This window comes from Novosphingobium oxfordense, assembly GCF_044029435.1.
Taxonomy (GTDB): domain Bacteria; phylum Pseudomonadota; class Alphaproteobacteria; order Sphingomonadales; family Sphingomonadaceae; genus Novosphingobium.
The window spans coordinates 3,518,795-3,540,080 of the sequence record NZ_CP147005.1 but is presented as its reverse complement, the minus strand read 5'-3'; the positions used below and the strand labels follow the sequence as shown (position 1 = coordinate 3,540,080).

21 protein-coding genes are annotated in these 21,286 nt (G+C 65.7%); 8 read left to right on the top strand and 13 right to left on the bottom strand.

What is annotated here, in order from left to right; translation table 11 throughout:
• Window position 1 precedes the first annotated feature (1 nt).
• The 3 genes from thiD to glmM all read right to left on the bottom strand — a co-directional run bounded on the left by thiD (window position 2) and on the right by glmM (window position 2,399).
• Window positions 2-766: a bifunctional hydroxymethylpyrimidine kinase/phosphomethylpyrimidine kinase gene (gene thiD / locus WBP07_RS16910; RefSeq protein WP_395392773.1), complete on the bottom strand. Its 765-nt coding sequence runs from the start codon at window positions 764-766 to the stop codon at window positions 2-4.
• A 65-nt stretch (window positions 767-831) separates the two neighbouring features.
• Window positions 832-1,059 carry a DUF1272 domain-containing protein gene (locus tag WBP07_RS16905; protein ID WP_395392772.1) on the bottom strand — a complete coding sequence of 76 codons (228 nt, stop codon included), beginning with the start codon at window positions 1,057-1,059 and terminating at the stop codon, window positions 832-834.
• On the bottom strand, window positions 1,059-2,399 hold the full coding sequence (gene glmM / locus WBP07_RS16900) for a phosphoglucosamine mutase (protein WP_395392771.1): 1,341 nt from the start codon (window positions 2,397-2,399) through the stop codon (window positions 1,059-1,061). The genes WBP07_RS16905 and glmM overlap by 1 nt, the downstream gene beginning before the upstream one ends.
• Before the next feature lie 134 nt (window positions 2,400-2,533).
• Between glmM and WBP07_RS16895 the strand changes: the two genes are divergently transcribed.
• Both WBP07_RS16895 and WBP07_RS16890 read left to right on the top strand, forming a co-directional pair.
• On the top strand, window positions 2,534-3,826 hold the full coding sequence (locus WBP07_RS16895) for a dicarboxylate/amino acid:cation symporter (protein WP_395392770.1): 1,293 nt from the start codon (window positions 2,534-2,536) through the stop codon (window positions 3,824-3,826).
• Window positions 3,827-3,882: 56 nt separating this feature from the next.
• On the top strand, window positions 3,883-4,440 hold the full coding sequence (locus WBP07_RS16890) for a flavin reductase family protein (protein ID WP_395392769.1): 558 nt from the start codon (window positions 3,883-3,885) through the stop codon (window positions 4,438-4,440).
• Window positions 4,441-4,468: 28 nt separating this feature from the next.
• Here WBP07_RS16890 and WBP07_RS16885 read toward each other — a convergent pair whose 3' ends face one another.
• A complete protein-coding gene (locus WBP07_RS16885) occupies window positions 4,469-5,077 on the bottom strand; it encodes an HNH endonuclease (protein ID WP_395392767.1) in 609 nt (202 codons plus the stop codon).
• 298 nt (window positions 5,078-5,375) lie between these two features.
• Between WBP07_RS16885 and gluQRS the strand changes: the two genes are divergently transcribed.
• The 5 genes from gluQRS (at window position 5,376) to WBP07_RS16860 (ending at window position 8,377) form a co-directional block, all read left to right on the top strand.
• Window positions 5,376-6,221, top strand: coding sequence for a tRNA glutamyl-Q(34) synthetase GluQRS (gene gluQRS, locus WBP07_RS16880; RefSeq protein WP_395392766.1), 846 nt, complete (start codon window positions 5,376-5,378; stop codon window positions 6,219-6,221).
• Window positions 6,218-6,451 (top strand): hypothetical protein, encoded by a 234-nt coding sequence (locus tag WBP07_RS16875; RefSeq protein WP_395392765.1) that lies wholly within the window; start codon window positions 6,218-6,220, stop codon window positions 6,449-6,451. Before gluQRS ends, WBP07_RS16875 begins: the two co-directional genes overlap by 4 nt.
• 4 nt (window positions 6,452-6,455) lie before the next feature.
• The gene (locus tag WBP07_RS16870) at window positions 6,456-7,025 is read left to right on the top strand and encodes a cob(I)yrinic acid a,c-diamide adenosyltransferase (RefSeq protein ID WP_395392764.1); all 570 of its coding nucleotides are present in this window, start codon (window positions 6,456-6,458) and stop codon (window positions 7,023-7,025) included.
• 64 nt (window positions 7,026-7,089) lie between these two features.
• On the top strand, window positions 7,090-7,959 hold the full coding sequence (locus tag WBP07_RS16865; RefSeq protein WP_395392762.1) for a 3-hydroxyacyl-CoA dehydrogenase family protein: 870 nt from the start codon (window positions 7,090-7,092) through the stop codon (window positions 7,957-7,959).
• A gap of 97 nt (window positions 7,960-8,056) precedes the next feature.
• Complete coding sequence (locus tag WBP07_RS16860; RefSeq protein ID WP_395392761.1) at window positions 8,057-8,377, top strand: hypothetical protein; 321 nt, start codon at window positions 8,057-8,059, stop codon at window positions 8,375-8,377.
• A gap of 172 nt (window positions 8,378-8,549) precedes the next feature.
• Here the strand turns inward: WBP07_RS16860 and WBP07_RS16855 are convergent, their stop codons facing one another.
• A complete protein-coding gene (locus tag WBP07_RS16855) occupies window positions 8,550-8,768 on the bottom strand; it encodes a hypothetical protein (RefSeq protein WP_395392760.1) in 219 nt (72 codons plus the stop codon).
• Between the two features lie 23 nt (window positions 8,769-8,791).
• Window positions 8,792-11,386 carry a DNA mismatch repair protein MutS gene (gene mutS, locus WBP07_RS16850; RefSeq protein ID WP_395395824.1) on the bottom strand — a complete coding sequence of 865 codons (2,595 nt, stop codon included), beginning with the start codon at window positions 11,384-11,386 and terminating at the stop codon, window positions 8,792-8,794.
• 151 nt (window positions 11,387-11,537) lie between these two features.
• Between mutS and WBP07_RS16845 the strand changes: the two genes are divergently transcribed.
• The gene (locus WBP07_RS16845; RefSeq protein WP_395392759.1) at window positions 11,538-13,802 is read left to right on the top strand and encodes an NADP-dependent malic enzyme; all 2,265 of its coding nucleotides are present in this window, start codon (window positions 11,538-11,540) and stop codon (window positions 13,800-13,802) included.
• A gap of 222 nt (window positions 13,803-14,024) precedes the next feature.
• On the opposite strand, the gene WBP07_RS16840 is transcribed toward WBP07_RS16845, so the two are convergent.
• From WBP07_RS16840 to rpmI, 7 genes are all read right to left on the bottom strand, one after another.
• Window positions 14,025-14,774 carry an SDR family NAD(P)-dependent oxidoreductase gene (locus WBP07_RS16840; protein ID WP_395392758.1) on the bottom strand — a complete coding sequence of 250 codons (750 nt, stop codon included), beginning with the start codon at window positions 14,772-14,774 and terminating at the stop codon, window positions 14,025-14,027.
• Window positions 14,775-14,785: 11 nt separating this feature from the next.
• On the bottom strand, window positions 14,786-15,667 hold the full coding sequence (locus WBP07_RS16835; protein ID WP_395395822.1) for an aldose 1-epimerase family protein: 882 nt from the start codon (window positions 15,665-15,667) through the stop codon (window positions 14,786-14,788).
• Between the two features lie 53 nt (window positions 15,668-15,720).
• Window positions 15,721-18,129, bottom strand: a complete 2,409-nt coding sequence (pheT, locus tag WBP07_RS16830) for a phenylalanine--tRNA ligase subunit beta (RefSeq protein WP_395392757.1) — start codon at window positions 18,127-18,129, stop codon at window positions 15,721-15,723.
• Between the two features lie 20 nt (window positions 18,130-18,149).
• Window positions 18,150-19,265 carry a phenylalanine--tRNA ligase subunit alpha gene (pheS, locus tag WBP07_RS16825; RefSeq protein WP_395392756.1) on the bottom strand — a complete coding sequence of 372 codons (1,116 nt, stop codon included), beginning with the start codon at window positions 19,263-19,265 and terminating at the stop codon, window positions 18,150-18,152.
• Between the two features lie 235 nt (window positions 19,266-19,500).
• Window positions 19,501-20,373 (bottom strand): helix-turn-helix domain-containing protein, encoded by an 873-nt coding sequence (locus WBP07_RS16820; RefSeq protein WP_395392755.1) that lies wholly within the window; start codon window positions 20,371-20,373, stop codon window positions 19,501-19,503.
• A gap of 208 nt (window positions 20,374-20,581) precedes the next feature.
• On the bottom strand, window positions 20,582-20,941 hold the full coding sequence (rplT, locus tag WBP07_RS16815) for a 50S ribosomal protein L20 (RefSeq protein WP_395392754.1): 360 nt from the start codon (window positions 20,939-20,941) through the stop codon (window positions 20,582-20,584).
• Window positions 20,942-20,954: 13 nt separating this feature from the next.
• Window positions 20,955-21,158 (bottom strand): 50S ribosomal protein L35, encoded by a 204-nt coding sequence (gene rpmI / locus WBP07_RS16810; RefSeq protein WP_021232722.1) that lies wholly within the window; start codon window positions 21,156-21,158, stop codon window positions 20,955-20,957.
• Between the last annotated feature and the right edge of the window lie 128 nt (window positions 21,159-21,286).

The window sequence follows — 21,286 nt, the reverse complement described above, 5'->3', positions numbered from 1 at the left end:
TCTAGCGGATCGCGTGATGCCCCAGCGGCCCGTGCCCGGCCCCGAAGCCCGGCGCAGCCAGCAAGGCGGCGCGCACGAAATCCCGCGCCTGCTCCACCGCCGATACCAGATCGTCGCCACGGCCCATGCAGGTGGCGATGGCGCTGGAAAAAGTGCAGCCGGTGCCGTGGCTGTGGCGGGTTTCGATGCGCGGAGCCGTCCAAATCAGCGGCGCTTCGCCAGGGCGCACCAGCCGATCCTCTACCTCCGGCCCATCGGCATCGCCGCCCTTGGCGATGTAGGTGACGCCGCGCGCCGCCATGCCTTCGTCCCCGCCCAGTACGGCCAGTTCGGGCACGTTGGGTGTCGTCAGCGTGGCCAGCGCCATCAGGCGCTCGAATGCGGCAATCGTGACCTTGTCCGCCAGAACCGAACCGCTGGTGGCGATCATCACCGGGTCGAACACTACCGGCACGTCCAGCGCCTCCAGCCGCTCGGCCACGACATGGGCGATTTCCGGGCTGCCGAGCATGCCGATCTTCACCGCATCGACGCCGACATCGCTGACGCAGGCATCGATCTGTGCCGCCACCACCTCCGCCGAAAGCGCCACCACGTCCGTCACCCCGCAAGTATTCTGCGCGGTGATCGCGGTGATTGCCGTCATGGCGTAGCCGCCCAGCACGGTGATCGTCTTGATATCGGCCTGAATACCCGCGCCGCCCGAGGAATCGGAACCGGCGATGGAAAGGATGCGGGCCGGGGCTGATCTGGGCGCTGTGGTCATGGGCTGGCTGATGGCAGCGCCAGCCTTGCTCGGCAAGTGCTGCCTTGGGCGCTACCGCCTGCCTGTTACCCCTTGAAACGCCGTTCCTTCGAGGGCGGGGCGGAATCGAAATGCCGCTTCGCCCGCGTCGGCCGGTCGACCAGTTCGCCGCCGCAGTTGGGGCAAAGGTCATCCAGCGCGTCGGTGCACTCGACGCAGAAGGTGCATTCGAAGCTGCAAATGAACGCGCCGGGGGCATCGGCCGGAAGATCGGTGCCGCAGCGTTCGCAATCGGGGCGCATTTCCAGAGCCATCAGGCAGCAGCCTCTTCCACGGCGGCGCAGATCGAGGCGACGGCCGCCTCGACATCGCCGGCATTATCGCCTTCGGCCATCACGCGGATCACCGGTTCGGTGCCCGAAGCGCGGATCACCAGGCGCCCCTTGCCATCAAGCGCGGCTTCCGCCTCGGCGATCACCGCCTTCACGCGGTCTGCCTCCAGCGGCTTGCCGCCGGCAAAGCGGACGTTGCGCAGAAGCTGGGGCACGGGATCGAAAAGGTGCAGCACCTCGCTCGCCGGCTTGCCGGACTGGACCAGCGCGGCCAAGACCTGAAGCGCAGCGACAGTGCCATCGCCGGTGGTCGCGTGGTCCAGCAGGATCATGTGGCCCGACTGCTCGCCGCCCACGTTGAAACCGCCCGCACGCATGCGTTCCAGCACATGGCGGTCCCCGACTTTGGTACGCTCCAGGGTCAGGCCCTGTGCGTTCAGGTATCGCTCCAGGCCCAGGTTCGACATGACCGTCGCCACCACGCCGCCGCCCCGCAGCGCGCCGCGCGCGGCAAGCTGGGTGCCGATCAGTGCCATGATCTGGTCGCCGTCGACCGTCTTGCCCTTCTCGTCGACCACAATCAGGCGGTCCGCATCGCCATCGAGCGCGATGCCGATGTCCGCGCCGCAAGAAACCACGGTTTCCTGCAAGGCCTCGACATGGGTGGAGCCGCACTTGGCGTTGATGTTCTTGCCGTTGGGCGTCACGCCGATCGATACGACTTCGGCGCCCAGTTCCCAGAAGGCGGAAGGGGCCACCTGATAGGCCGCGCCATTGGCGCAATCGACAGCGATCTTCAGCCCGTCGAGCCGCACCGCTTCGGGCAGCGAGCGCTTCACGGCGTGGATGTAGCGGCCGCGTGCGTCGTCGATGCGGCGGGCCCGGCCGATTTCCTCGGACGCGGCGAGCGGGATGTCCTGCGCCAGCATCGCCTCGATCGCCAGTTCATCCTCGTCGGAAAGCTTGAAGCCGTCGGGGCCGAACAGCTTGATGCCGTTATCCTCATAGGGGTTGTGGCTGGCGGAGATCATCACGCCCACGTCGGCGCGCAGTTCACGGGTCAGCAGGGCGACGGCCGGGGTCGGCATCGGGCCCAGCAGCACAACGTCCATACCCACGCTGGTGAAGCCGGCCACCATCGCGTTTTCCAGCATGTAGCCCGAGAGGCGCGTGTCCTTGCCGATCACCACGCGGTGCCGGTGACTGCCGCGCAGGAAGCGGGTGCCGGCCGCTTGGCCGACCTTCATGGCGATGGCGGCGGTCATAGCGCCCTGGTTGGTGCGGCCGCGGATGCCGTCGGTGCCGAAGTACTGTCTGCTCATGACCTGCCCCCTTGGAGACCATTTCGTGAATGGCGAATGACGCGCGCTCTTACTCAAGCCGCGATCAAATTGCCATGCGCCACAGTGCTCATTATGGAGAATGAGGACGAAGGTCGCATTTCCCCAGGAGCCAAATGGATACGTCGAGCGAAAGCCCAAGAGACAGCGGTGCCTCGCGCATTCCCGAAATACGCGTCCCCGGCAAGCTGACTCTACTGGGCCTTATTGCCGGGCTAGTGATCGGCCTTATGCTGGCGGGCAATCCGGCTGCGGAACCGATCCTGAAAGTGGCCGGCCCGGTCGGCTCGCTCTGGCTGCAAGGCCTGCAAATGACGATCCTGCCGCTGGTGGCTGGCCTGCTGTTTACCGGCATCGTGGAAACCATCGCGGTTGCCCAGGCCGGCGCCATGGCCCGGCGCACGCTGGGCGCCATTGTCGGTTTTCTCGCTTTCAGCGCCACGCTGGGCGCGATCGCCATGCCCGCACTGCTGAAATTGTTCCCGATTCCTGCCGGCGTGCAGTTCCCGCACCCGAACGATCCGGGCAAAGTGCCCGACATCGCGGACTTTCTTTCGTCCCTGATCCCCGGAAACGTGATTACCGCCGCCGCCGCCAATGCGATACTGCCGGTGATCGTTTTCATCGCCCTGTTCGCCATCGCCTCTACCCGCCTTGCCGACGAACCGCGCCGCCTGCTCGCGCTGCTGTTCGAGGGGCTGGCAGGTGCGATGATGGTGATTATTGGCTGGGTGCTGATGCTTGCGCCCATCGGCGTTCTTGCGCTGGGCTTCAGCCTTGGGGTGCGAAGCGGCAGCGCGGCCTTGGGCACATTGGCGCATTATATCCTGCTCGTCGTATCGACCGGCGCCGTGATGATGATCGCGGGCTATCTGGTCGCGGTCTTCGCGGGGCGCCGCTCTCTGCCGGCATTCGCCGCCGCCGTGCTGCCTGCGCAGATCGTCGCGATCTCTACCCAGTCCTCCATGGCAACGGTCCCTTCGATGCTCGCGGCCAGCCGCAAGCTGGGCGTTTCGGCAACGACGGCGGAGTTCGTCCTACCACTCGCCGTCACGCTGTTCCGCGCAACCGGACCGGCGATGAACGTCGCCGTCGCCGTTTACGCCGCAAAGCTTGCGGGCATCGAACTGACGACCGGCGCCCTCATCGCCGGCGTGCTGGTGGCGTTCGCAACCACGTTCGGCACCGTCTCTCTTCCCGGTACGATCAGCTTCGTCTCCTCCATCGGCCCGATCGCGGCGGCCATGGGCGTACCGCTCTGGCCGCTGGGCGTACTGGTGGCGGTGGAAGTGCTGCCGGACCTGATGCGCACGGTCGGCAACGTGACGATGGACGTCGCCCTCACCACCGCCGTCGATGAAGGCGTGGAGGCGGTTCAGGCCGAAGCCGAACTGGAAACCATCCACTGAGGGAACCCACACCCTGCCTGACGCGCTCCTGACCCGATCCGGCAAAGGAACACGGCATGGTGAAGTGGCACGACGTTCCCCCCTCTCACGCACGGCAGTTCCTGGAGCCTGGCCCGGTCGTTCTGCTCGCCACGCACGACGGCGGGCGGGACAACGTGATGACCATGGGCTGGCACCAGGTGCTGGAATTCACGCCCGCGCTGATCTCCTGCCTCGTCTCGCGCGGCAACCATAGCCACGCCATGCTGCGCCGAAGCGGCGAATGCACGATGAACGTGCCCACCAGCGCCCTGCTCGATACCGTGGTGCGGATCGGCAATTGTAGCGGGGCCGATCTCGACAAGTTCGCCGCGCTCGACATCGCGCGAGAGCCGGCCCGGCACGTCGCCGCGCCGCTGCTGCCGCAGTGCCACGCCCAGCTTGAGTGCCGCATCCACGACGATGCGATGGTCGCGAAGTACGACCTCTTCATCCTGGAAGTCCTGCGCATCCGCGTCGCCACCAGCCCCAGGGAGCCGGAATTCGTCCACTATATCGGAGACGGGAAGTTCATGCTGTCCGGCAGGCGAGTATCGCGCAAGCGGCTGTTCCGGCCGGACATGCTGGGAAACTGAGGTCTGGGCGCGATCGCCCGCCGCAAATTCAAGCCTCCAGCTCGATGTCCCAATAGAGCCAGTCGCGCCAGGTTTCGTGGAGGTAGTTCGGCGGAAAGGCCCGGCCGCGTTCCTGCAATTGCCAGCTCGTGGGCCGGATCGGCGCCACCAGCGGCGGCATGTTCGCCTGCTTCGGGGTACGGCCGCCCTTGCGAAGGTTGCAGGGCGCACAGGCAGTGAGGATGTTTTCCCAGCTGGTCCGCCCGCCCAGGCGGCGCGGGATCACGTGATCGAACGTGAGGTTATGGGGAGAGCCGCAGTACTGGCAGCTGAACCGGTCGCGGAGGAAAAGGTTGAAGCGGGTGAAGGCCGGAAACTCGGAAGGCTTCACATATTGCCGAAGCGCAATCACCGAGGGGATCTGCATAGACCAGCTGGGGCTGTGGACCACCCGGTCGTAGCTGGAAACGATGTCCACCCTTTCGAGGCAGATCGCCTTGATCGCGGTCTGCCAGGGCCAGAGGCTTAGGGGATAATAGGAAAGCGGCGTGTAGTCCGCATTAAGCACTAGCGCAGGGCAGTCTGAAAGACTTCGGGAGGGGTCATCCTCCGCGCTGCGGAACCGGGCCGCGCGCTCGATCAGCTCCGATCTGAGCATGGCCTCCTGTCGCAGGCTGTCATTGCGGTTTCATGGCAACGCATGGGTTTCTTTGCAGCATCTACACGAGTCGGCGTCAAGCCGAGACGGGGGTGGCTCCATACAACAATCCACAGCTTCGCCACAACGATTCCACAAGCTATCCTCATAAAGCCAACAGGCACCGCACAGGTTATGCAGGCTTTATCCACACACTGCCCCACACGTCGCCCCCGGCCGCCACACCCCTGCTCCGGCCCGAAAGCCCAGCCCCACTTCGTTATTGCGACACCCGGCGGCGGGGCTAGGAGCAGGAGTGATGATCCGCACCCGCTTCGCCCCCAGCCCCAACGGCCCGCTGCATCTGGGCCACGCCTTCGCCGCCGTGGTCGCGCACGATCTTGCCCGGACGCGCGGCGGCGCATTCCTGCTGCGGGTCGAGGATATCGACGGCGAACGCAGCCGGCCCGAATTCGTCGAGGAATTTTTCCGCGATCTCGAATGGCTCGGTCTTGTCTGGGACGGTGAGGCGCAATTCCAGTCCCATCGGCTGGAAAGCTATGCGCAGGCTGGCGAACGGCTGAAGGCCATGGGACTGCTTTACCCCTGCCGCTGCACCCGCGCCGAGATTGCCGCGGCCGCGACCGCGATGGGGCCGGACGGCCCCATCTATCCCGGCACCTGCCGCCACAAAAACGTCGATAGCGAAGGCGCGGCTTGGCGGCTTGACGTCGCCCGCGCGCTAGACATGGCCGGCCCGCTAGAATGGACCGACGAACTGGCCGGCATCCAACGCGCCACGCCCGAGATATTCGGCGACGTCGTATTGCTGCGCAAAGACCTGCCCGCCAGCTATCACCTTGCCGCCACGCTAGACGATGCGGCGGACGGCATCACCCTGGTCACCCGCGGCATGGACCTGTTTCCGGCCAGCCATGTCCACCGGCTGCTCCAAGCACTGCTCGGCCTGCCGGCGCCCGTCTGGCACCATCATCCCCTGCTGGTGGAGGCTGACGGGCGTAAGCTGGCCAAGCGGCGCGGCTCGCCCTCGCTGGGCGACCGGCGCCGCGCGGGAGAGGACGGCAAGGCCATCGCCGAGGCGCTTCGGCAGGGCCGCTTCCCCGCTGGCATTTCGCTTTCCATGGGCTTACACCAAAGCCCATGAGCACCATTCTCATCCCCATCATCATCCTGCTGATGATCATGGTCGTCATCAGCCTCGTGCGCGGCATCGTCGCCTTCATGAAAAGCACGAAGGAAGATCTGCACCGCGATCCAAGCGCGACCGGGCCGACCGCGAACCAGCTGCTGCAGAACAAGATGATGTTCAACCGCATCAAGTATCAGGCGGCCGCCGTAGGGGTCTGCATAATCCTGCTGGCGATGGCGCGCTAAAGCTTTGGTACGTCTCAACAAGATCTACACCCGCACGGGCGACGACGGCACCACGGGCCTTGTCGATGGCTCGCGCCTGCCCAAGAACGCCGCGCGCATGGAAGCGATCGGCGCGGTGGACGAGACGAACTGCGTTATCGGCCTCGCCGTCTGCGCGCTGACCGATACGCCGCACGCCGCCACGCTGATCCGCATCCAGAACGACCTGTTCGACCTTGGCGCCGATCTCGCCACCCCGGGAGACGATTTCACCCCCGGTGAGATGACGCTGCGCGTGGTGCCTTCACAGGTGACGTGGCTGGAAACGGAGATCGATGCGATCAACGTCCATCTCCAGCCGCTGAAAAGCTTCATCCTGCCCGGCGGCAGCGAAGCGGCCGCGCGCGTCCACATCGCCCGCGCCTCCGCCCGCAAAGCGGAACGCGCCGCCGTGGCCATGGCGGCCGAAGTGCCCGCCAATCCGGCCGCGCTGGGCTACCTCAACCGGCTCAGCGACTATCTCTTCGTCCTCGCCCGGGCGGTGAATGCCAACGGGGCCGACGACGTGCTTTGGGTACCCGGCCAGAATCGCTAGGTTCCCTCCCCGCAAGCCGGTGATAATCCTTCCGGCGCAACGGGATCAGCAGAGGAGTTTGGCAGTGCGGAAAGTCGGAATTATCGGCGCGGGCATTATGGGTTCGGGCATCGCCCAGACCGTGGCCAGCAAGGGCATGGACGTCGTCCTGTCCGACATCTCGGTCGACATCGCCGAGAAGGGCAAGGCCGGCATCGCCAAGGGCCTGGCCCGGCTGGTGGCCAAGGAAAAGATCGCGCAGGCCGATGTCGACGCGCTGCTGCCGCGCATCACCACCGCCGGCGACTACTCCACCATGGGCGATTGCGACCTGATTATCGAGGCCGCTACCGAGCGGGAGGATATCAAGCTCAAGATCTTCACCGCCGTAGGCGAAGTGCTGGGCGCGAACGCGATCCTCGCCTCCAACACCAGTTCGATCCCGATCACCCGCATGGCGGCCAGTTCGCCCGATGCGACGCGGTTCTGCGGGCTGCACTTTTTCAACCCGGTGCCGGTGATGGGCTTGGTGGAAGTGATCCCCGGCCTTGCAACCTCGGCGGAGACCACCGCGCGGATGAAGGCTTTCGGTGAAGCCCTTGGCAAGACCGTGGTTCTGGCCGGCGATGCCCCCGGCTTCGTGGTCAACCGCATCCTCTGCCCGCTTCTGAACGAGGCGATCTTCGTGCTGGGCGAAGGGCTGGCCTCGGTCGAGGATATTGACGCCGGCATGCGGCTGGGCGCGAACCATCCGATGGGTCCGTTAACCCTGGCCGATTTCGTGGGCCTCGACACGCTGTACGAGATCATGAAGGTGTTCCTGGCGACCACCGGCGATCCCAAGTACCGCCCGGCGCCGCTGCTCCAGAAGTACGTGGAAGCCGGCTGGTACGGCCGCAAGTCCGGCCGCGGGTTCTACGACTACTCCGGCGAAGTGCCCGTGCCGACGCGCTGAGGGAAATTCGCGACGGGAAGGTTCTTTCCCGTCGCATCCCTCCAATACCGGAACCCGCATGATCCCTTAGCCGTTAACCCGGCAAAGGAGACACGCCATGATCGAACGTCCCGACGATTCCGCGCCCGAAAACTTCAACCCCGAACAGGAGGATGAAGAGGCGCAGGCCCAATCCTTCGCCGAAGAAGCGCAGGACCGCGCCACCACCCCGTTCGGCCTTGAAGACAGCGAAAAGGTGAAGGGCGGCATCGACGATGAGGATGACGTCGAGGATCTGGTCGATCACATGAACCAGATGGACACCAGCGGCATCATCGACATGTCCGCCTATCGCGGCGAGGAGACGATGGACGATCTTGAAAACCGCTATGGCCGCGAAGGCGTGGCCGACGAGGATTTCGAGGACGACGATAGCTAAAGATTGGCGGGCGGCGGTTGAAAACCAACCCCGCCCCCACCAATCCCGTCATCCCCGCGAACGCGGGGATACCGCTTCTTCCTTCTACCACGCGCGACGTCGCCAAGAGACAGCGCGGCCCCTGCCTTCACGGGGGCGACGAAGCGTGTTGGGAAATCAAAGGGCGTCGAAATCAGTTCGGCGCCGGGTCCTTAGCCCACGGGTTCTTGTGCCCAGCGTTCTGCTCGCCCGCATGCGCCGCCACGTTCGTGGCGAACTGCGTGACCGCGTCGTCGCTGCCGCCATCGTCCGCCGAGGGGATCGAGCAATAGGCCGTTACCAGCATGCTCGCCGCCCAGAACAGCGCGTGCCAGCGACTCTTGAAGACATTCCTGATCTTGGGCCCGAACATGCCCGCAGGCTAGCGCGCCCTGGTTAAGACTCCGTGCCCGCCTCACGCTTCAGATCGTAGAGGATTTCCAGAGCATCGCGGGGCGATAGCGCGTCGATGTCCATATCCCGCAGCTTGTCGCGCAAGGCGTCGCACTGTTCCTCATGCGCTTCGTGCGCCGCCGCAAACAGCGGCAGATCTCCAAGCCCGGCAGCGAGGCCGCCGGTTTCCGCGCGGCCCTTCTCCAGCTTTTCCAGCACCGACTTGGCACGGCTGATGACCTTGGGCGGCACCCCGGCAAGGCGCGCCACGGCCAGGCCATAGCTGCGATCCGCCGGTCCCTCGGCCAGTTCATGCAGCAGCACCAGATCGCCCTTCCACTCCCGCGCGCGGACGTGGTGGAGCGAGAGCGCCTCGCAGGTTTCGCCCAGCCGCGCCATCTCGTGATAGTGCGTGGCGAACAGGCAGCGGCAGCGATTGGTCTCGTGCACCGCTTCCGCCACCGCCCATGCCAGAGCAAGGCCGTCGTAGGTCGAAGTCCCGCGCCCCACTTCGTCGAGGATCACGAAGCTGCGGTCGGTCGCCTGTGCAAGAATGGCAGCGGTTTCCACCATCTCCACCATGAAGGTCGAACGGCCGCGCGCCAGATTGTCGGAGGCGCCGACCCGGCTGAAAAGGCGGTCCACCATGCCGATCCGCGCCGACTTGGCCGGCACGAAGCCCCCCGCCTGCGCCAGCAGCACGATCAGCGCGTTCTGGCGCAGGAAGGTCGACTTACCACCCATGTTGGGGCCGCCGATCAGCCAGAGCCGGTCATGGCTGGCAAGGCGGCAGTCGTTGGCGACGAAGCGCTCGCCCTGAACCTTCAGGGCCGCCTCGACCACCGGATGGCGGCCGCCTTCGATATCGAGCGAAAGGCCATCGACCACTTCGGGCCGCGCCCAGCCACCTTCGGCGGCTCGCTCGGCCTGCCCGGCAGCCACGTCGAAACGGGCAAGTGCGGCAGCGGTGCGGGCGATGGCGTGACGGGCGGCGACGGCTTCCGCCACCAGCTCTTCGAAATGCGCTTCTTCGGCGGCGAGCGCATGGGCGCCCGCCTCGGTGATGCGGCTCGCCTCCTCATGCAGGGCGAGCGCGTTGAAGCGCATGGCCCCGGCCATGGTCTGGCGGTGCGAGAAGCCGCTGTCCGGCTCCAGCAGCTTGTCGGCATGGCGCTGCGGCACTTCGATGAAGTAGCCGAGCACGTTGTTGTGCTTGATCTTCAGCGCCGCAACGCCGGTCTCCTCACGGTACTTCGCTTCCAGCGCGGCAATGGCGCGGCGGGCATTGCCCGAGGTGACGCGCAGTTCGTCCAGCCCGGCATCGTAGCCGCTGGCGATATAGCCGCCCTGCCCGCGCTCGGTCGGCGGGGTTTCCACCAGTGCCTGCGCGAAGTGATCGACCAGGGCACCCCAATGATCTTGGCTCCCGCCGAGTTCGGGCATCAGGCGGTCCAGCAGCACCGGAAGCCCGTCCATCTGCGCCAGCCGCGCACCGATCCGGCGCGCACCCGAAAGGCCGTCGCGCAACTGGCCGAGATCGCGCGGAGAGCCACGCCCCGCCACCACGCGGCCCAGCGCACGGCCGATATCGGGCAGGGCCCGCAGTGCTGCACGCATGTCCTCGCGCAGCAGATGATCGTCGTGCAGCCATTCCACCATTTCAAGGCGCTCGGCGATGGCATGGCGGTCGGTGAGCGGTGCGGAAAGGTCTTCCGCAAGCTGGCGCGCACCGGCGCCGGTGACGCAGCGGTCGATCGCCTCGACCAGGCTGCCCTTGCGGCCGCCCTGAGAGGATTCGAGGATTTCCAGGCTGGCGCGCGTCGCCTCATCCATCGCCAGTGCGGCATCGCCGGCCCGCGCTTCAGGCGGCAGCAACAGCGGCAGCTTGCCTCGGCCCACATGGTCGAGATAGGCGATCAACCCGCCCGCCGCCGCCAGCATGGCGCGGGTGAACGTGCCGAAACCATCCAAAGTGGCAACGCCGTGGACAAGCTTCAGCCGCTCGTCGCCGCCATCGGACGAGAATTCATGGCCAGAGCGCGGGATCGCCCCGTCGGGGGCCAGTTCCCAACCATCCGGCACCACCAGTTCGCGCGCGCCAAGGCGGGCCAGCGCCGCGCCCAGCCGGTCCGGCGGGCACTCTTCCAGTTCCATGCGCCCGGTGGAGATGTCGCAGGCCGCGATACCGACCGTGCCGCGCAGATCGCAGGCCGCCGCCAGCACATTGGCGCGGCGCGGTTCCAGGAGCGATTCCTCGGTCAGCGTGCCCGCCGTGACGAAGCGCACGATATCGCGCCGAACCAATGCCTTGGACCCACCGCGCTTCTTCGCCTCGGCCGGGGTTTCGGTCTGCTCGGCTATTGCGACGCGGCAACCCGCCTTGATCAGGCGGGCAAGGTATCCCTCGGCCGCATGCACCGGCACGCCGCACATCGGGATCGGCTGGCCGCCATGCTCGCCGCGCGTGGTGAGTGCAATGTCGAGAACTTGACTTGCAGTTTTTGCATCTTCGAAGAAAAGCTCGAAGAAATCGCCCATTCGATAGAACAGCAGGCAGTCCCCCGCCACCTCACGCAAGGCAAGGTACTGCGCCATCATCGGGGTTACGCCGGCGGTATCGGAATTGCTGCTCATGGGGGAGAGCGTTAGCGCCCCGGCTTGGTTCTTGTGAAGCGGCAGCCACGCGCCTTTCCCCTATCGCGTCGTGCAAACATTCGATAGGGCCCCTCCCAAATCCGGGAGAAAAAGCTTGTCCGAGAAGCCCAAGGTCCAGTTTACCGAGCGCGAGGCGCTGTTCTACCACTCCACGATCCGGCCGGGTAAGATCGAGATCATCGCCAGCAAGCCGATGGCGACGCAGCGCGATCTCAGCCTCGCCTATTCTCCCGGCGTTGCCGTGCCGGTGCAGGCCATCGCCGACGATCCCGCCACTGCCTATGACTATACCGCCAAGGGCAACCTGGTCGCGGTGATTTCCAACGGCACTGCCATCCTGGGCATGGGCAATCTGGGCGCGCTCGCCTCGAAGCCGGTGATGGAAGGCAAGGCCGTCCTCTTCAAGCGCTTCGCCGACGTCGATTCGATCGACATCGAACTCGCCAGCGAGGATACCGACGCGCTGATCGAAGCCATCGCCATGATGGAACCCAGCTTCGGCGGCATCAACCTTGAGGATATCAAGGCCCCCGAATGCTTCATCATCGAGCAGGCCCTGCGCGAACGGATGAAGATCCCCGTCATGCATGACGACCAGCACGGCACCGCGATCATCGCCGCCGCCGGCCTGATCAACGCCTGCCTCATCACCAAGCGCAAGCTTGAGGACATCAAGGTCGTCGTCAACGGCGCCGGCGCCTCCGCACTGGCCTGCACCGCGCTGATCAAGTCGATGGGCGTGCGGCACGAGAACGTGACCGTCTGCGACCGCAGCGGCGTGATCTATCGCGACCGTCCGGGCGGCATGGACCAGTGGAAGAGCGCGCACGCGATCGACACCACGGCCCGCACGCTGGAAGAAGCGCTGGTCGGCGCCGACGTGTTCCTTGGCCTGTCGGCCAAGGGCGCGCTGAAGCCCGAATACGTGAAGAAGATGGCGGAAGAGCCGATCATCTTCGCGATGGCGAACCCCGATCCCGAGATCACCCCGCCCGACGCCAAGGCCGTGCGCCCGGATGCGATCATCGCCACGGGGCGTTCGGACTATCCGAACCAGGTGAACAACGTGCTGGGCTTCCCCTTCATCTTCCGCGGCGCGCTGGACGTTTCGGCCACCGCGATCAACGAAGAGATGAAGATCGCCGCCGCCAAGGCCATCGCCGAACTCGCACGCGAGCAGGTGCATGAAGACGTTGCCGCCGCCTATGGCGAAGCGCAGCAGTTCGGCCGCGACTACATCATCCCCGCCCCGTTCGATCCGCGCCTGATGGAAGTGGTGTCGATGGCCGTCGCCAAGGCGGCGATGGATTCCGGCGTTGCCGGTCGCCCGATCGAAGACTTCGAAGCCTATCGCGACCAGCTGAAGGCACGCCTGAACCCGACCACGTCGGTGCTCACCCGGGTCTACGAGCAGGTTCGCGCCAACCCCAAGCGCATGATCTTTGCCGAGGCAGATAACGAAGTCGTGCTGCGCGCGGCGATCCAGTATCGCGATTTCGGCTATGGTGAACCGATCCTGGTGGGTCGCACTCAGGTCATCCTCGACAAGATGGCCGAACTGGGCGTGCCCGATCCGGAAAGCTTCCATATCGAGAACTCGATGGTGTCCGATCACGTCGGCCCGATGGTCGAGATGGTCTATGAGCGCCTGAAGCGCCGCGGTTTCCTGCAGCGCGACGTGCAGCGCATGGTCAACACCGATCGCAACATCTTCGCCTCCGGCCTGCTGAAGCTGGGCGTGGGCGATGCGCTGATCACCGGCATGACCCGCCCCTTCGCACAGACCATCAAGGAAGTGCGCCGCGTGCTGGATCCGGCCGAGGGCAAGCTGGCGTTCGGCATCCACATGCTGGTCGGTAAGAACCACACGGTGTTCATGGCCGACACCACGATCAACGAGCGCCCGACCGCCGAGCAGCTTGCGGTGATCGCCAAGGAAACCGCCGCCGTCGCCCGCCGCCTCGGCCATGAGCCGCGCGTGGCCTTCCTCAGCTACTCCACCTTCGGCAATCCGTCGGGCAAGTGGCTGGAGCAGACGCGCGAGGCGATCCACATCCTCGACGAGGAGCAGGTGGACTTCGAGTACGAGGGCGAAATGGCCCCCGATGCCGCGCTGAACCCGAAGATCATGAAGCTCTATCCGTTCAGCCGCCTTTCGGCGCCTGCCAACGTGCTGATCATGCCGGGCCTGCAGTCGGCCAATATCTCGGCCAAGCTGCTCAAGGAGATCGGCGGAACGACCTCGATCGGGCCGATGCTGATCGGCGCGGAAAAGCCCGTGCAGATCGTACCGATGACCGCCATCGCGCCGGACGTGCTGACGCTGGCCGTGCTGGCCGCAGCGGGCATCACCGGCTGATTTTTGTCGGACTGGTAAAATGAAGACGGGGGCTTGCGGACATCCGCAAGCCCCCGTTTTTCGTTTGGGCTTTCAACAGGCTGCCCGAGCTTGAGCCCACCTCACACAATCCACTCCGTCGCCCTCGCGAAGGCGGGGCCCCGCTTTTCTTTGCGACCTCTCAGGAAGAAAGCGGGATCCTCGCCTTCGCGGGGATGACGAGGAATTATGGGGCGTGAGCCTTTATCCCTGACGCGCGACCTGGAAGCCAGCGAAGGACTGGCTGACCGGCATCAGTTCCAGCGTGTTGATGTTGAGGTGCGCCGGCAGCGTCGCCACCCACAGCACGGTTCCGGCAATATCTTCGGCCGTCATCGGGTTCGCACCGCCGTAGAGGTTGTCCGAAGCCTGCTGGTTGCCGCCGGTGCGCACCAGCGTGAATTCGGTCTCCACCATGCCCGGCTCGATCGAGGTGACACGCACGCCGGTGCCCGCAAGGTCCGAACGCAGGCCCAGCGAGAACTGGTGCACGAACGCCTTGGTGCCGCCGTAGACGTTGCCGCCGGTGTAGGGATAAGTCGCCGCAACCGAGGACAGGTTCACGATCGCGCCCTTGCGCTCCACCAGCGCGGGCAGCAGCTTGTGGGTGAGCGAGACCAGTGCAGTGACGTTGGTATCGATCATCGTCTTCCACGCGTCGAGCGAGGCGCTCTGTGCCGGCTCGGTGCCAAGCGCGAGGCCGGCGTTGTTCACCAGGCAATCGATCTGCGCGAACTCGGCCGGAAGCGAGTCCAGAGCGGTATCGCGCGCAGCTTCGTCACGCACGTCGAACACCGCGGCGTGGAACTTGTCTGCGCCCAGTTCGGCCTTCAGCGCGTCCAGACGCTCGGCCCGGCGGCCGGTGCCGATCACGCGCCAGCCCGCCGCGATGAATGCGCGGGCGCAAGCCTCGCCGATACCGGACGTGGCGCCGGTTACGAGTGCGGTCTTCATGGGGATCTCCTTCAGTCGGCAGTAAGGACGGTCACGTCCATGCGGAAACGGCGGTTGGCGCCGGGGGCGAGCGAGAGCATGCCCGGCTTGGCGCGGAAATCGCCCGAATAGCCCAGCGGATCGGCGTGGCCCTGCCACGGCTCGATGCAGAGGTAGTTAGCGCCGGGCTTCTGCCAGATGCCCAGCATCGGCAGGTCGGGAAAGGCCACGGCAAGCTGGCCGCCGCCGGGCGCGCCGAACGTCAGCGCACGGCTGGCAAGGCGATCCCAGATGACCGCGTCCTCCACGAAGTGCGCGGCATCGGGGCGATAGAGATGGCCCTCCACCAGCGTCGGCACCGGCTCGGGCAGGACAAGGCCGGTGGCAGGGTCGATCCGGCGGATCGGCTGCGGCTCGGCCTGTTCGAAGGCGATGGTGTGCTCGGCCTTGGGCGCGCCGCCGGGCAGCGGCCACGCGAAAGCCGGGTGATAGCCCAGGCTGAACGGCATCGGCGCATCGCCGGGGTTGGAGACTTCCGCCTCCACATGCAGCGTCGCGCCCTCGATCCGGAAAACGAGGTCCAGCACGAAGGCAAAGGGGTAGACCTTGCGGCTCTCCGCACTGTCGCGCAGGCGCAGGCGGACCATATCGTCCGTCGCCTCCGCCACTTCGAACGCGGAATGGCGGGCGAAGCCGTGGCGGGGCAGTTCGTAGTCCTGCCCGTCCAGCCGGTAGCGATTGCCGGCAAGCCCGCCGACGATCGGGAACAGGATCGGCGCATGGCCGCTCCAGAACGCCGGATCGGCGTCGGTCATGTATTCGCGGCCGGTCCGGTCGGTCAGCGACCAGAGTTCGGCCCCGAACGTGGCAATGCGCGCGGTAAGATCGCCGGCGGAGATGGTCACGAATTCCATGTCAGTCACCGGCGATCTTCCCTTTTTCCTCAGCAGCCTCTTCAGCCGCCCTTTTAACCGCGAAGCACGGCTCCGAGCTTGGCGGCGGCGGCGGTCACCTTGTCGCTGATCGCCTTGAGGTCTTCCTCCTTGTAGCTCTTTTCAAGCGGCTGGAGTGTGACTTCGAGCGCGAGCGACTTCTGGCCTTCAGGCACGCCCTGGCCGCGGAAGTCGTCGAACAGGCGGGCGGAGACGATGTTCGCCTTGTCCGCGCCCGCCACCATGCGGACGAGGTCGCCTGCCGGAAGCTCGGCCGGAACCAGGAACGCATAGTCGCGCGTCACCGCCTGAAGCGCCGGGGGCGCATAGCGGGTGCGGGCGAAAGTGGCGGCGCCCTTCTTGCCGGGGATCGCGTCGAGATAGATCTCGGCCACGGCCACCGGGCCTTCGATGTCGAACTGCTTGGCGACCGTGGGGTGCAGCATGCCGAAGCGCGCCAGCACGTTCTTGGGCCCAAGGCGCAGCGTGGCCGACTGGCCGGGGTGGAACTGCGGGCCAGCCTCGCCCATCACTTGCAGCTTCTCGACCGGAGCACCGGCCTCGGCCAGCAGCGCGGTGACTTCGGCCTTGGCGTCGTAGGCGTCGAACGCGGTCGCCTTGCCCGTTGCCCAGCCGCGCGAGACCTTCTCACCCGCCAGCACGAAGCCGAGCGCCAGACGCTCGTCGCTCGCACCGCCCGCGCCGCGCAGATAGCGACGGCCGAGTTCGAACAGGCGCAGCGACGAAGCACCGCGATCGAGGTTGCGCTTGGCCGCCATCAGCAGGCCCGGCAGCAGCGAAGGCCGCATCACCTTCATGTCCTCGCTGATCGGGTTCGCAAGCGACCACAGGTCGTTGCCGTCCGCAAAAGCATCCGCCTCGGGAGTGGGCAGGAACGACCAGGTAACCGCCTCGTGCAGACCACGCGCGGCAGCGGCGCGGCGAACGCGGCGTTCCAGCGCCTGTGTCGGCGTGGCCGTCGGACGGGCAACGCCATCGGCGCGCGGCAGGGCGACACTGGTCACCTTGTCGAGACCGTTGATGCGGACCACTTCCTCGACGATGTCGGGCGCGCCGTCGACGTCCGGACGCCAGCCGGGAACGGTGACCGCCCAAGCCTTATCGAAACCGGCTTCCTGCGCGACGACCGAGAAGCCCAGGCTCTCCAGAATGCGCTGCTGCTCGCCGGGCTCGATCGCCACGCCGCCCAGCTTTTCGGTCAGCGCCGGATCGAAGTGGACGATCTTCGGCGTCGCCGGGGCCGCGCCGCTGCGCACCGCCTGCGAAGCTTCACCGCCGCAGAGCGTCTGGATCAACTTGGTCAGGTGGTCGAGGCCGGTGTCGAGGAAGTTCGGATCGATCCCGCGCTCGAAACGGCTGCGTGCATCCGAGGTAAGGTTGAGCTTGCGGCCGGTCTTGGCGATGCGTTCGGGATCGAAGTAGGCGATTTCGAGCAGGACGTCGGTGGTTTCGTCACCGCAGCCCGAATGCTCGCCGCCCATGATGCCGGCAATATCGTGCACGCCCGAATCGTCGGCGATCACAGTCATCTCTGCGTCGAGCGTGTAGGTCTTCTCGTTCAGCGCGACGACCGTCTCGCCGTCCGTCGCACGGCGCGCGACGACCGCGCCGTTCAGCTTGGCAAGGTCATAGGCATGCGCCGGGCGGCCATAGGCCAGCATCAGGTAGTTGGTGGCATCCACCAGCGCCGAGATCGGGCGCTGGCCTGCCGCCTTCAGGCGATCCTGCAGCCACTGCGGCGAAGGGCCGTTCTTCACACCCTTGATCACGCGGCCATAGAACGCCGGGCAACCCTCTGCATCGTCGGTGCGCACTTCCACTGGGCAGGGGAAGCTGCCGGGAATGTCCAGCACTTCGATCGGCTTCAGCGTGCCGATGCCGACGGCGGCGAGGTCGCGCGCGATGCCGTAGACGCCCATGCAGTCCGGACGGTTCGGGGTGATCGCCACCTCGATCACCGGATCGGCGCCGTGGTAGTCCGCGAAAGGCGTGCCGACCGGCGCGTCCTCGGGCAGTTCGATGATGCCGTCGTGGTCTTCGCCCAGTTCCAGCTCACGCGTGGAGCACATCATGCCGTTCGATTCGACGCCGCGCACGGCCGCGACCCTCAGCACCATGCCATTGGCAGGCACCGTGGCACCGGGCAGGCCCAGCACGCCGACAAGGCCCGCACGCGCATTGGGTGCGCCGCAGACCACCTGGAGCACGCCCTCACCCGTATCGACGGTCAGGACCTGCAGCTTGTCCGCCTGCGGATGCTTGTCCGCCGTCAGCACCTTGGCCACGCGGAAGCCGGCCAGCTTGGCGGCGGGGTCTTCGATGCCTTCAACCTCAAGCCCGATGGCGTTGAGCTTCAGCGCGATATCCTCAAGCGAGGCGTCGGTCTCAAGGTACTGCTTGAGCCAGGAAAGCGAGAACTTCATTTTCTAAATCCTTCCCGCGCTCAAGCCGGAGTGCCAACGCCGCCCGAAAGGGTCGGCACGTCGAGGGCGGAGAAACCGTAGTGGGAGAGCCAGCGCACATCGCCGTCGAAGAAGGCGCGCAGGTCGTCCATGCCGTACTTCAGCATGGCAAGGCGATCGATGCCGATGCCGAAGGCAAAACCCTGCCATTCGTTCGGATCGAGCCCGGCGAATTCGATGACGCGGCGGTTGACCATGCCCGAGCCGAGCACTTCCATCCAGCCGCCCTCGCCCTTCGACGGATCGCCGCCGATCACGCGCTTGCCGTCGATCAAGGTGAAGCCGATATCCGCTTCCACCGAGGGTTCGGTGAAGGGGAAGTAGCTGGGGCGCAGGCGCAGGACGATATCCTCACGCTCGAAGAATGCCTTCAGGAAGGTTTCCAGCGTCCACTTGAGGTGGCCGAGGTGGACGTCCTTGTCGATCACCAGGCCTTCGACCTGATGGAACATCGGCGTGTGGGTGGCGTCGCTGTCCGAACGGTAGACGCGGCCCGGCGCGATGATGCGCAGCGGCGCGCCCCCAGGACTTTCCTTAACAGTCGCGAGCATCGTGCGCATCTGCACCGGCGAAGTGTGCGTGCGCAGCAGCATCTCGCGGTTTTGGGCGTCGCGGTCCGGGAAGTAGAACGTATCGTGCATCGCGCGCGCCGGGTGGCTTTCCGGCATGTTGAGTGCGGTGAAGTTGTGCCAGTCGTCCTCGATCTCCGGCCCGGTGGCGACGGAGAAACCAAGGTCGGCGAAGATCTCGGCAATCTCGTCCATCACTTGCGAGATCGGGTGAACGGTGCCGCGCGGCGCTTCGGGTGCGGGCAGTGACAGGTCGATCGTCTCGGCGGCGAGGCGGGCGTTCAGCGCCGCCGTCTCCAACGCGTCCTTGCGGGCGGTGAGCGCGTCGCTCACGCTTTCGCGCAGAGTATGGATCTTCGGCCCTTCGACCTTGCGCTCTTCGGGATCGAGCTTGCCCAGCGTCTTCAGCAGGCCGGAGATCGAACCCTGCTTGCCCAGAAACTCGACACGCAGCGCCTCCAGCGTATCGAGATCGGATGCTTCCGCAATCCGCGAAAGCGCCTCCTGGCCGGTTGCTGCGTAGTCCACTGGTGTCTGCCTGACTGTTGCTGATATCTGGAAGCGCGGTCCTTAGGGCGCGCGGGCAAGAATCGCAACGGCGCGCGATGGTTGAGAGTGTGTTTCGGGAATGCCCGGATCGGCATTTTCGAGTGTGGCGCCAGCCCTCTCTCCCAACCGACCTCCCACAGGGTACTATCGTCGGTAGGGGGAGAGGGCCGGTGCCGCAAAAATCCGCCTGCTGCGGATTTTCAAATAGTCGCCATCATCCCGCCGCCAGCCGCAGGGCATTGGCCTGACGGGCCAGACGCGCGCGTTCGCGCAGCAGCGGTTCGGTCAGCGGCTTGTCCAGCGCGGCGTATTCGCGCGGGGTCATGCCCATGAAGGCGCGGAAGTCCCGCACGAACTGGGCCTGGTCATGATAGGCTTCATCCATGGCGCCGATCCATTTCAGCGCGGGCATCAACGTGAACTGCTCCACGCTGCGCAGAAAGCGCTGGCGCCGCAGCAAAAGCTTGGGCGGGAAACCGAAGGTGGCGCGGCAGACGCGCTCCACCATGCGCGGATGGGCATCGACGGCGGCGGCGAGATCGGCCACTGCGCGCAGTTCGGGATCGATCAGCGCACGGCCAATCGCGCCGATCAGCCCTTCATGGGCCACCGGACGGGGCTCTACCGCCGAAAGAAACGTCACCAGGCGTTCGAACTGGTCGCCGGGCGACAGCGCATCTTCTGCCAGCAGATCGTGGAGCGGCCGGAAGCGGGCGAACGCGTCGTCCAGATCGCCATCGACCATCCTGTCGGCATAACGATCAGCGGGAACCTCGGTCAGCGCTGCCCATCCCAGCGGGCTGAGGCGGAAACCCCACTGCCGGGCCGGGCCCATCGAGAAGCGCACTTCCTGCGAACGCGGGCCACCGACCGAAAAGCGGCACCCTTCCAACTGGCTGCCCGTTCGCATCGATGCACGGATGGGCGCACCGTAGTGGAACCGGAACGTCGCCCAGTCCGGGCAGAGAACATCGTGCAGACGTTCACCCTCACCGATGCCTACATCGCAATAGAACAGGGTCGATACGTAGCGTTCGAGCCCCGAAGGGACAGGGCAGTACTGGATGATTACCCGCCTGGCTGTCATTCCCTGTTTCTTGTCTCCGTGGCGCCGCCACGCCCCCAGTAAAGAGTACTGGCACTTCGGCGGGCGCGCAAAACAATTCGGCCGAAATGATCCAAAATGAAACAATTCCGAAACGAAACGACAAAGGGCGCGAGTGTCGCAACACTCACGCCCCGTATCGGTTTCGCTGATCGCGAGTTCCGGTGCCCAAAAGCACCGGCGCTGTGGCTTACGCCGGCAGCGCGGCCTTCGCCTGAGCGATCACGGCGGTGAACACCGAACCCTCGTTCATGGCGAGATCGGCCATCGACTTGCGATCGAGTTCGATGCCGGCGAGCTTAACGCCGTGCATGAACTGCGAGTAGGTCAGGCCCTCGGCGCGGACGGCAGCGTTGATACGCTGGATCCACAGAGCGCGGAAGGTCCGCTTCTTGATCTTGCGGTCGCGGTACGCGTACTGGCCGGCCTTTTCGACGGCCTGACGGGCAACGCGGATCGTGTTCTTGCGACGGCCGCGGTAACCCTTGGCCTGTTCCAGAATACGCTTATGCTTGGCGCGGGTGGTAACACCCCTCTTGATACGGCTCATCGGTCAGTACTCCTCAGTTGAGCCCGTAGGGCGCCCACTTTTTGATCGTCTTGGCATCGGCGTCGGAAATGACTTCGGTGCCGCGATTCTGGCGGATGTACTTGCCGTTATGGCTCATCAGGCGGTGGCGCTTGCCGGCAACGCCGTGCTTCACCTTGCCGGTGGCGGTGAGCTTGAAGCGCTTCTTCACACCGCTCTTGGTCTTCAGCTTGGGCATTTTCGTCTCCTTTCACAGGGACACGTCCGGTCAGCCATGGCAGCCCTTTTCGCCAGGCGGACGCGCGAATCTCTTTATTCAAGACTCAACCGTGTCGATTGAAGGGCGCGCCTTTAGTGGGAGAATGG

Excerpts from the sequence above, each read along its gene's own strand:
- thiD (WP_395392773.1), bottom strand. The coding sequence starts at position 766 with ATGACCACAGCGCCCAGATCAGCCCCGGCCCGCATCCTTTCCATCGCC.
- WBP07_RS16905 (WP_395392772.1), bottom strand. The coding sequence starts at position 1,059 with ATGGCTCTGGAAATGCGCCCCGATTGCGAACGCTGCGGCACCGATCTT.
- glmM (WP_395392771.1), bottom strand. The coding sequence starts at position 2,399 with ATGAGCAGACAGTACTTCGGCACCGACGGCATCCGCGGCCGCACCAAC.
- WBP07_RS16895 (WP_395392770.1), top strand. The coding sequence starts at position 2,534 with ATGGATACGTCGAGCGAAAGCCCAAGAGACAGCGGTGCCTCGCGCATT.
- WBP07_RS16890 (WP_395392769.1), top strand. The coding sequence starts at position 3,883 with ATGGTGAAGTGGCACGACGTTCCCCCCTCTCACGCACGGCAGTTCCTG.
- WBP07_RS16885 (WP_395392767.1), bottom strand. The coding sequence starts at position 5,077 with ATGCTCAGATCGGAGCTGATCGAGCGCGCGGCCCGGTTCCGCAGCGCG.
- gluQRS (WP_395392766.1), top strand. The coding sequence starts at position 5,376 with ATGATCCGCACCCGCTTCGCCCCCAGCCCCAACGGCCCGCTGCATCTG.
- WBP07_RS16875 (WP_395392765.1), top strand. The coding sequence starts at position 6,218 with ATGAGCACCATTCTCATCCCCATCATCATCCTGCTGATGATCATGGTC.
- WBP07_RS16860 (WP_395392761.1), top strand. The coding sequence starts at position 8,057 with ATGATCGAACGTCCCGACGATTCCGCGCCCGAAAACTTCAACCCCGAA.
- WBP07_RS16855 (WP_395392760.1), bottom strand. The coding sequence starts at position 8,768 with ATGTTCGGGCCCAAGATCAGGAATGTCTTCAAGAGTCGCTGGCACGCG.
- mutS (WP_395395824.1), bottom strand. The coding sequence starts at position 11,386 with ATGATGGCGCAGTACCTTGCCTTGCGTGAGGTGGCGGGGGACTGCCTG.
- WBP07_RS16840 (WP_395392758.1), bottom strand. The coding sequence starts at position 14,774 with ATGAAGACCGCACTCGTAACCGGCGCCACGTCCGGTATCGGCGAGGCT.
- WBP07_RS16835 (WP_395395822.1), bottom strand. The coding sequence starts at position 15,667 with ATGGAATTCGTGACCATCTCCGCCGGCGATCTTACCGCGCGCATTGCC.
- pheT (WP_395392757.1), bottom strand. The coding sequence starts at position 18,129 with ATGAAGTTCTCGCTTTCCTGGCTCAAGCAGTACCTTGAGACCGACGCC.
- WBP07_RS16820 (WP_395392755.1), bottom strand. The coding sequence starts at position 20,373 with ATGACAGCCAGGCGGGTAATCATCCAGTACTGCCCTGTCCCTTCGGGG.
- rplT (WP_395392754.1), bottom strand. The coding sequence starts at position 20,941 with ATGAGCCGTATCAAGAGGGGTGTTACCACCCGCGCCAAGCATAAGCGT.
- rpmI (WP_021232722.1), bottom strand. The coding sequence starts at position 21,158 with ATGCCCAAGCTGAAGACCAAGAGCGGTGTGAAGAAGCGCTTCAAGCTC.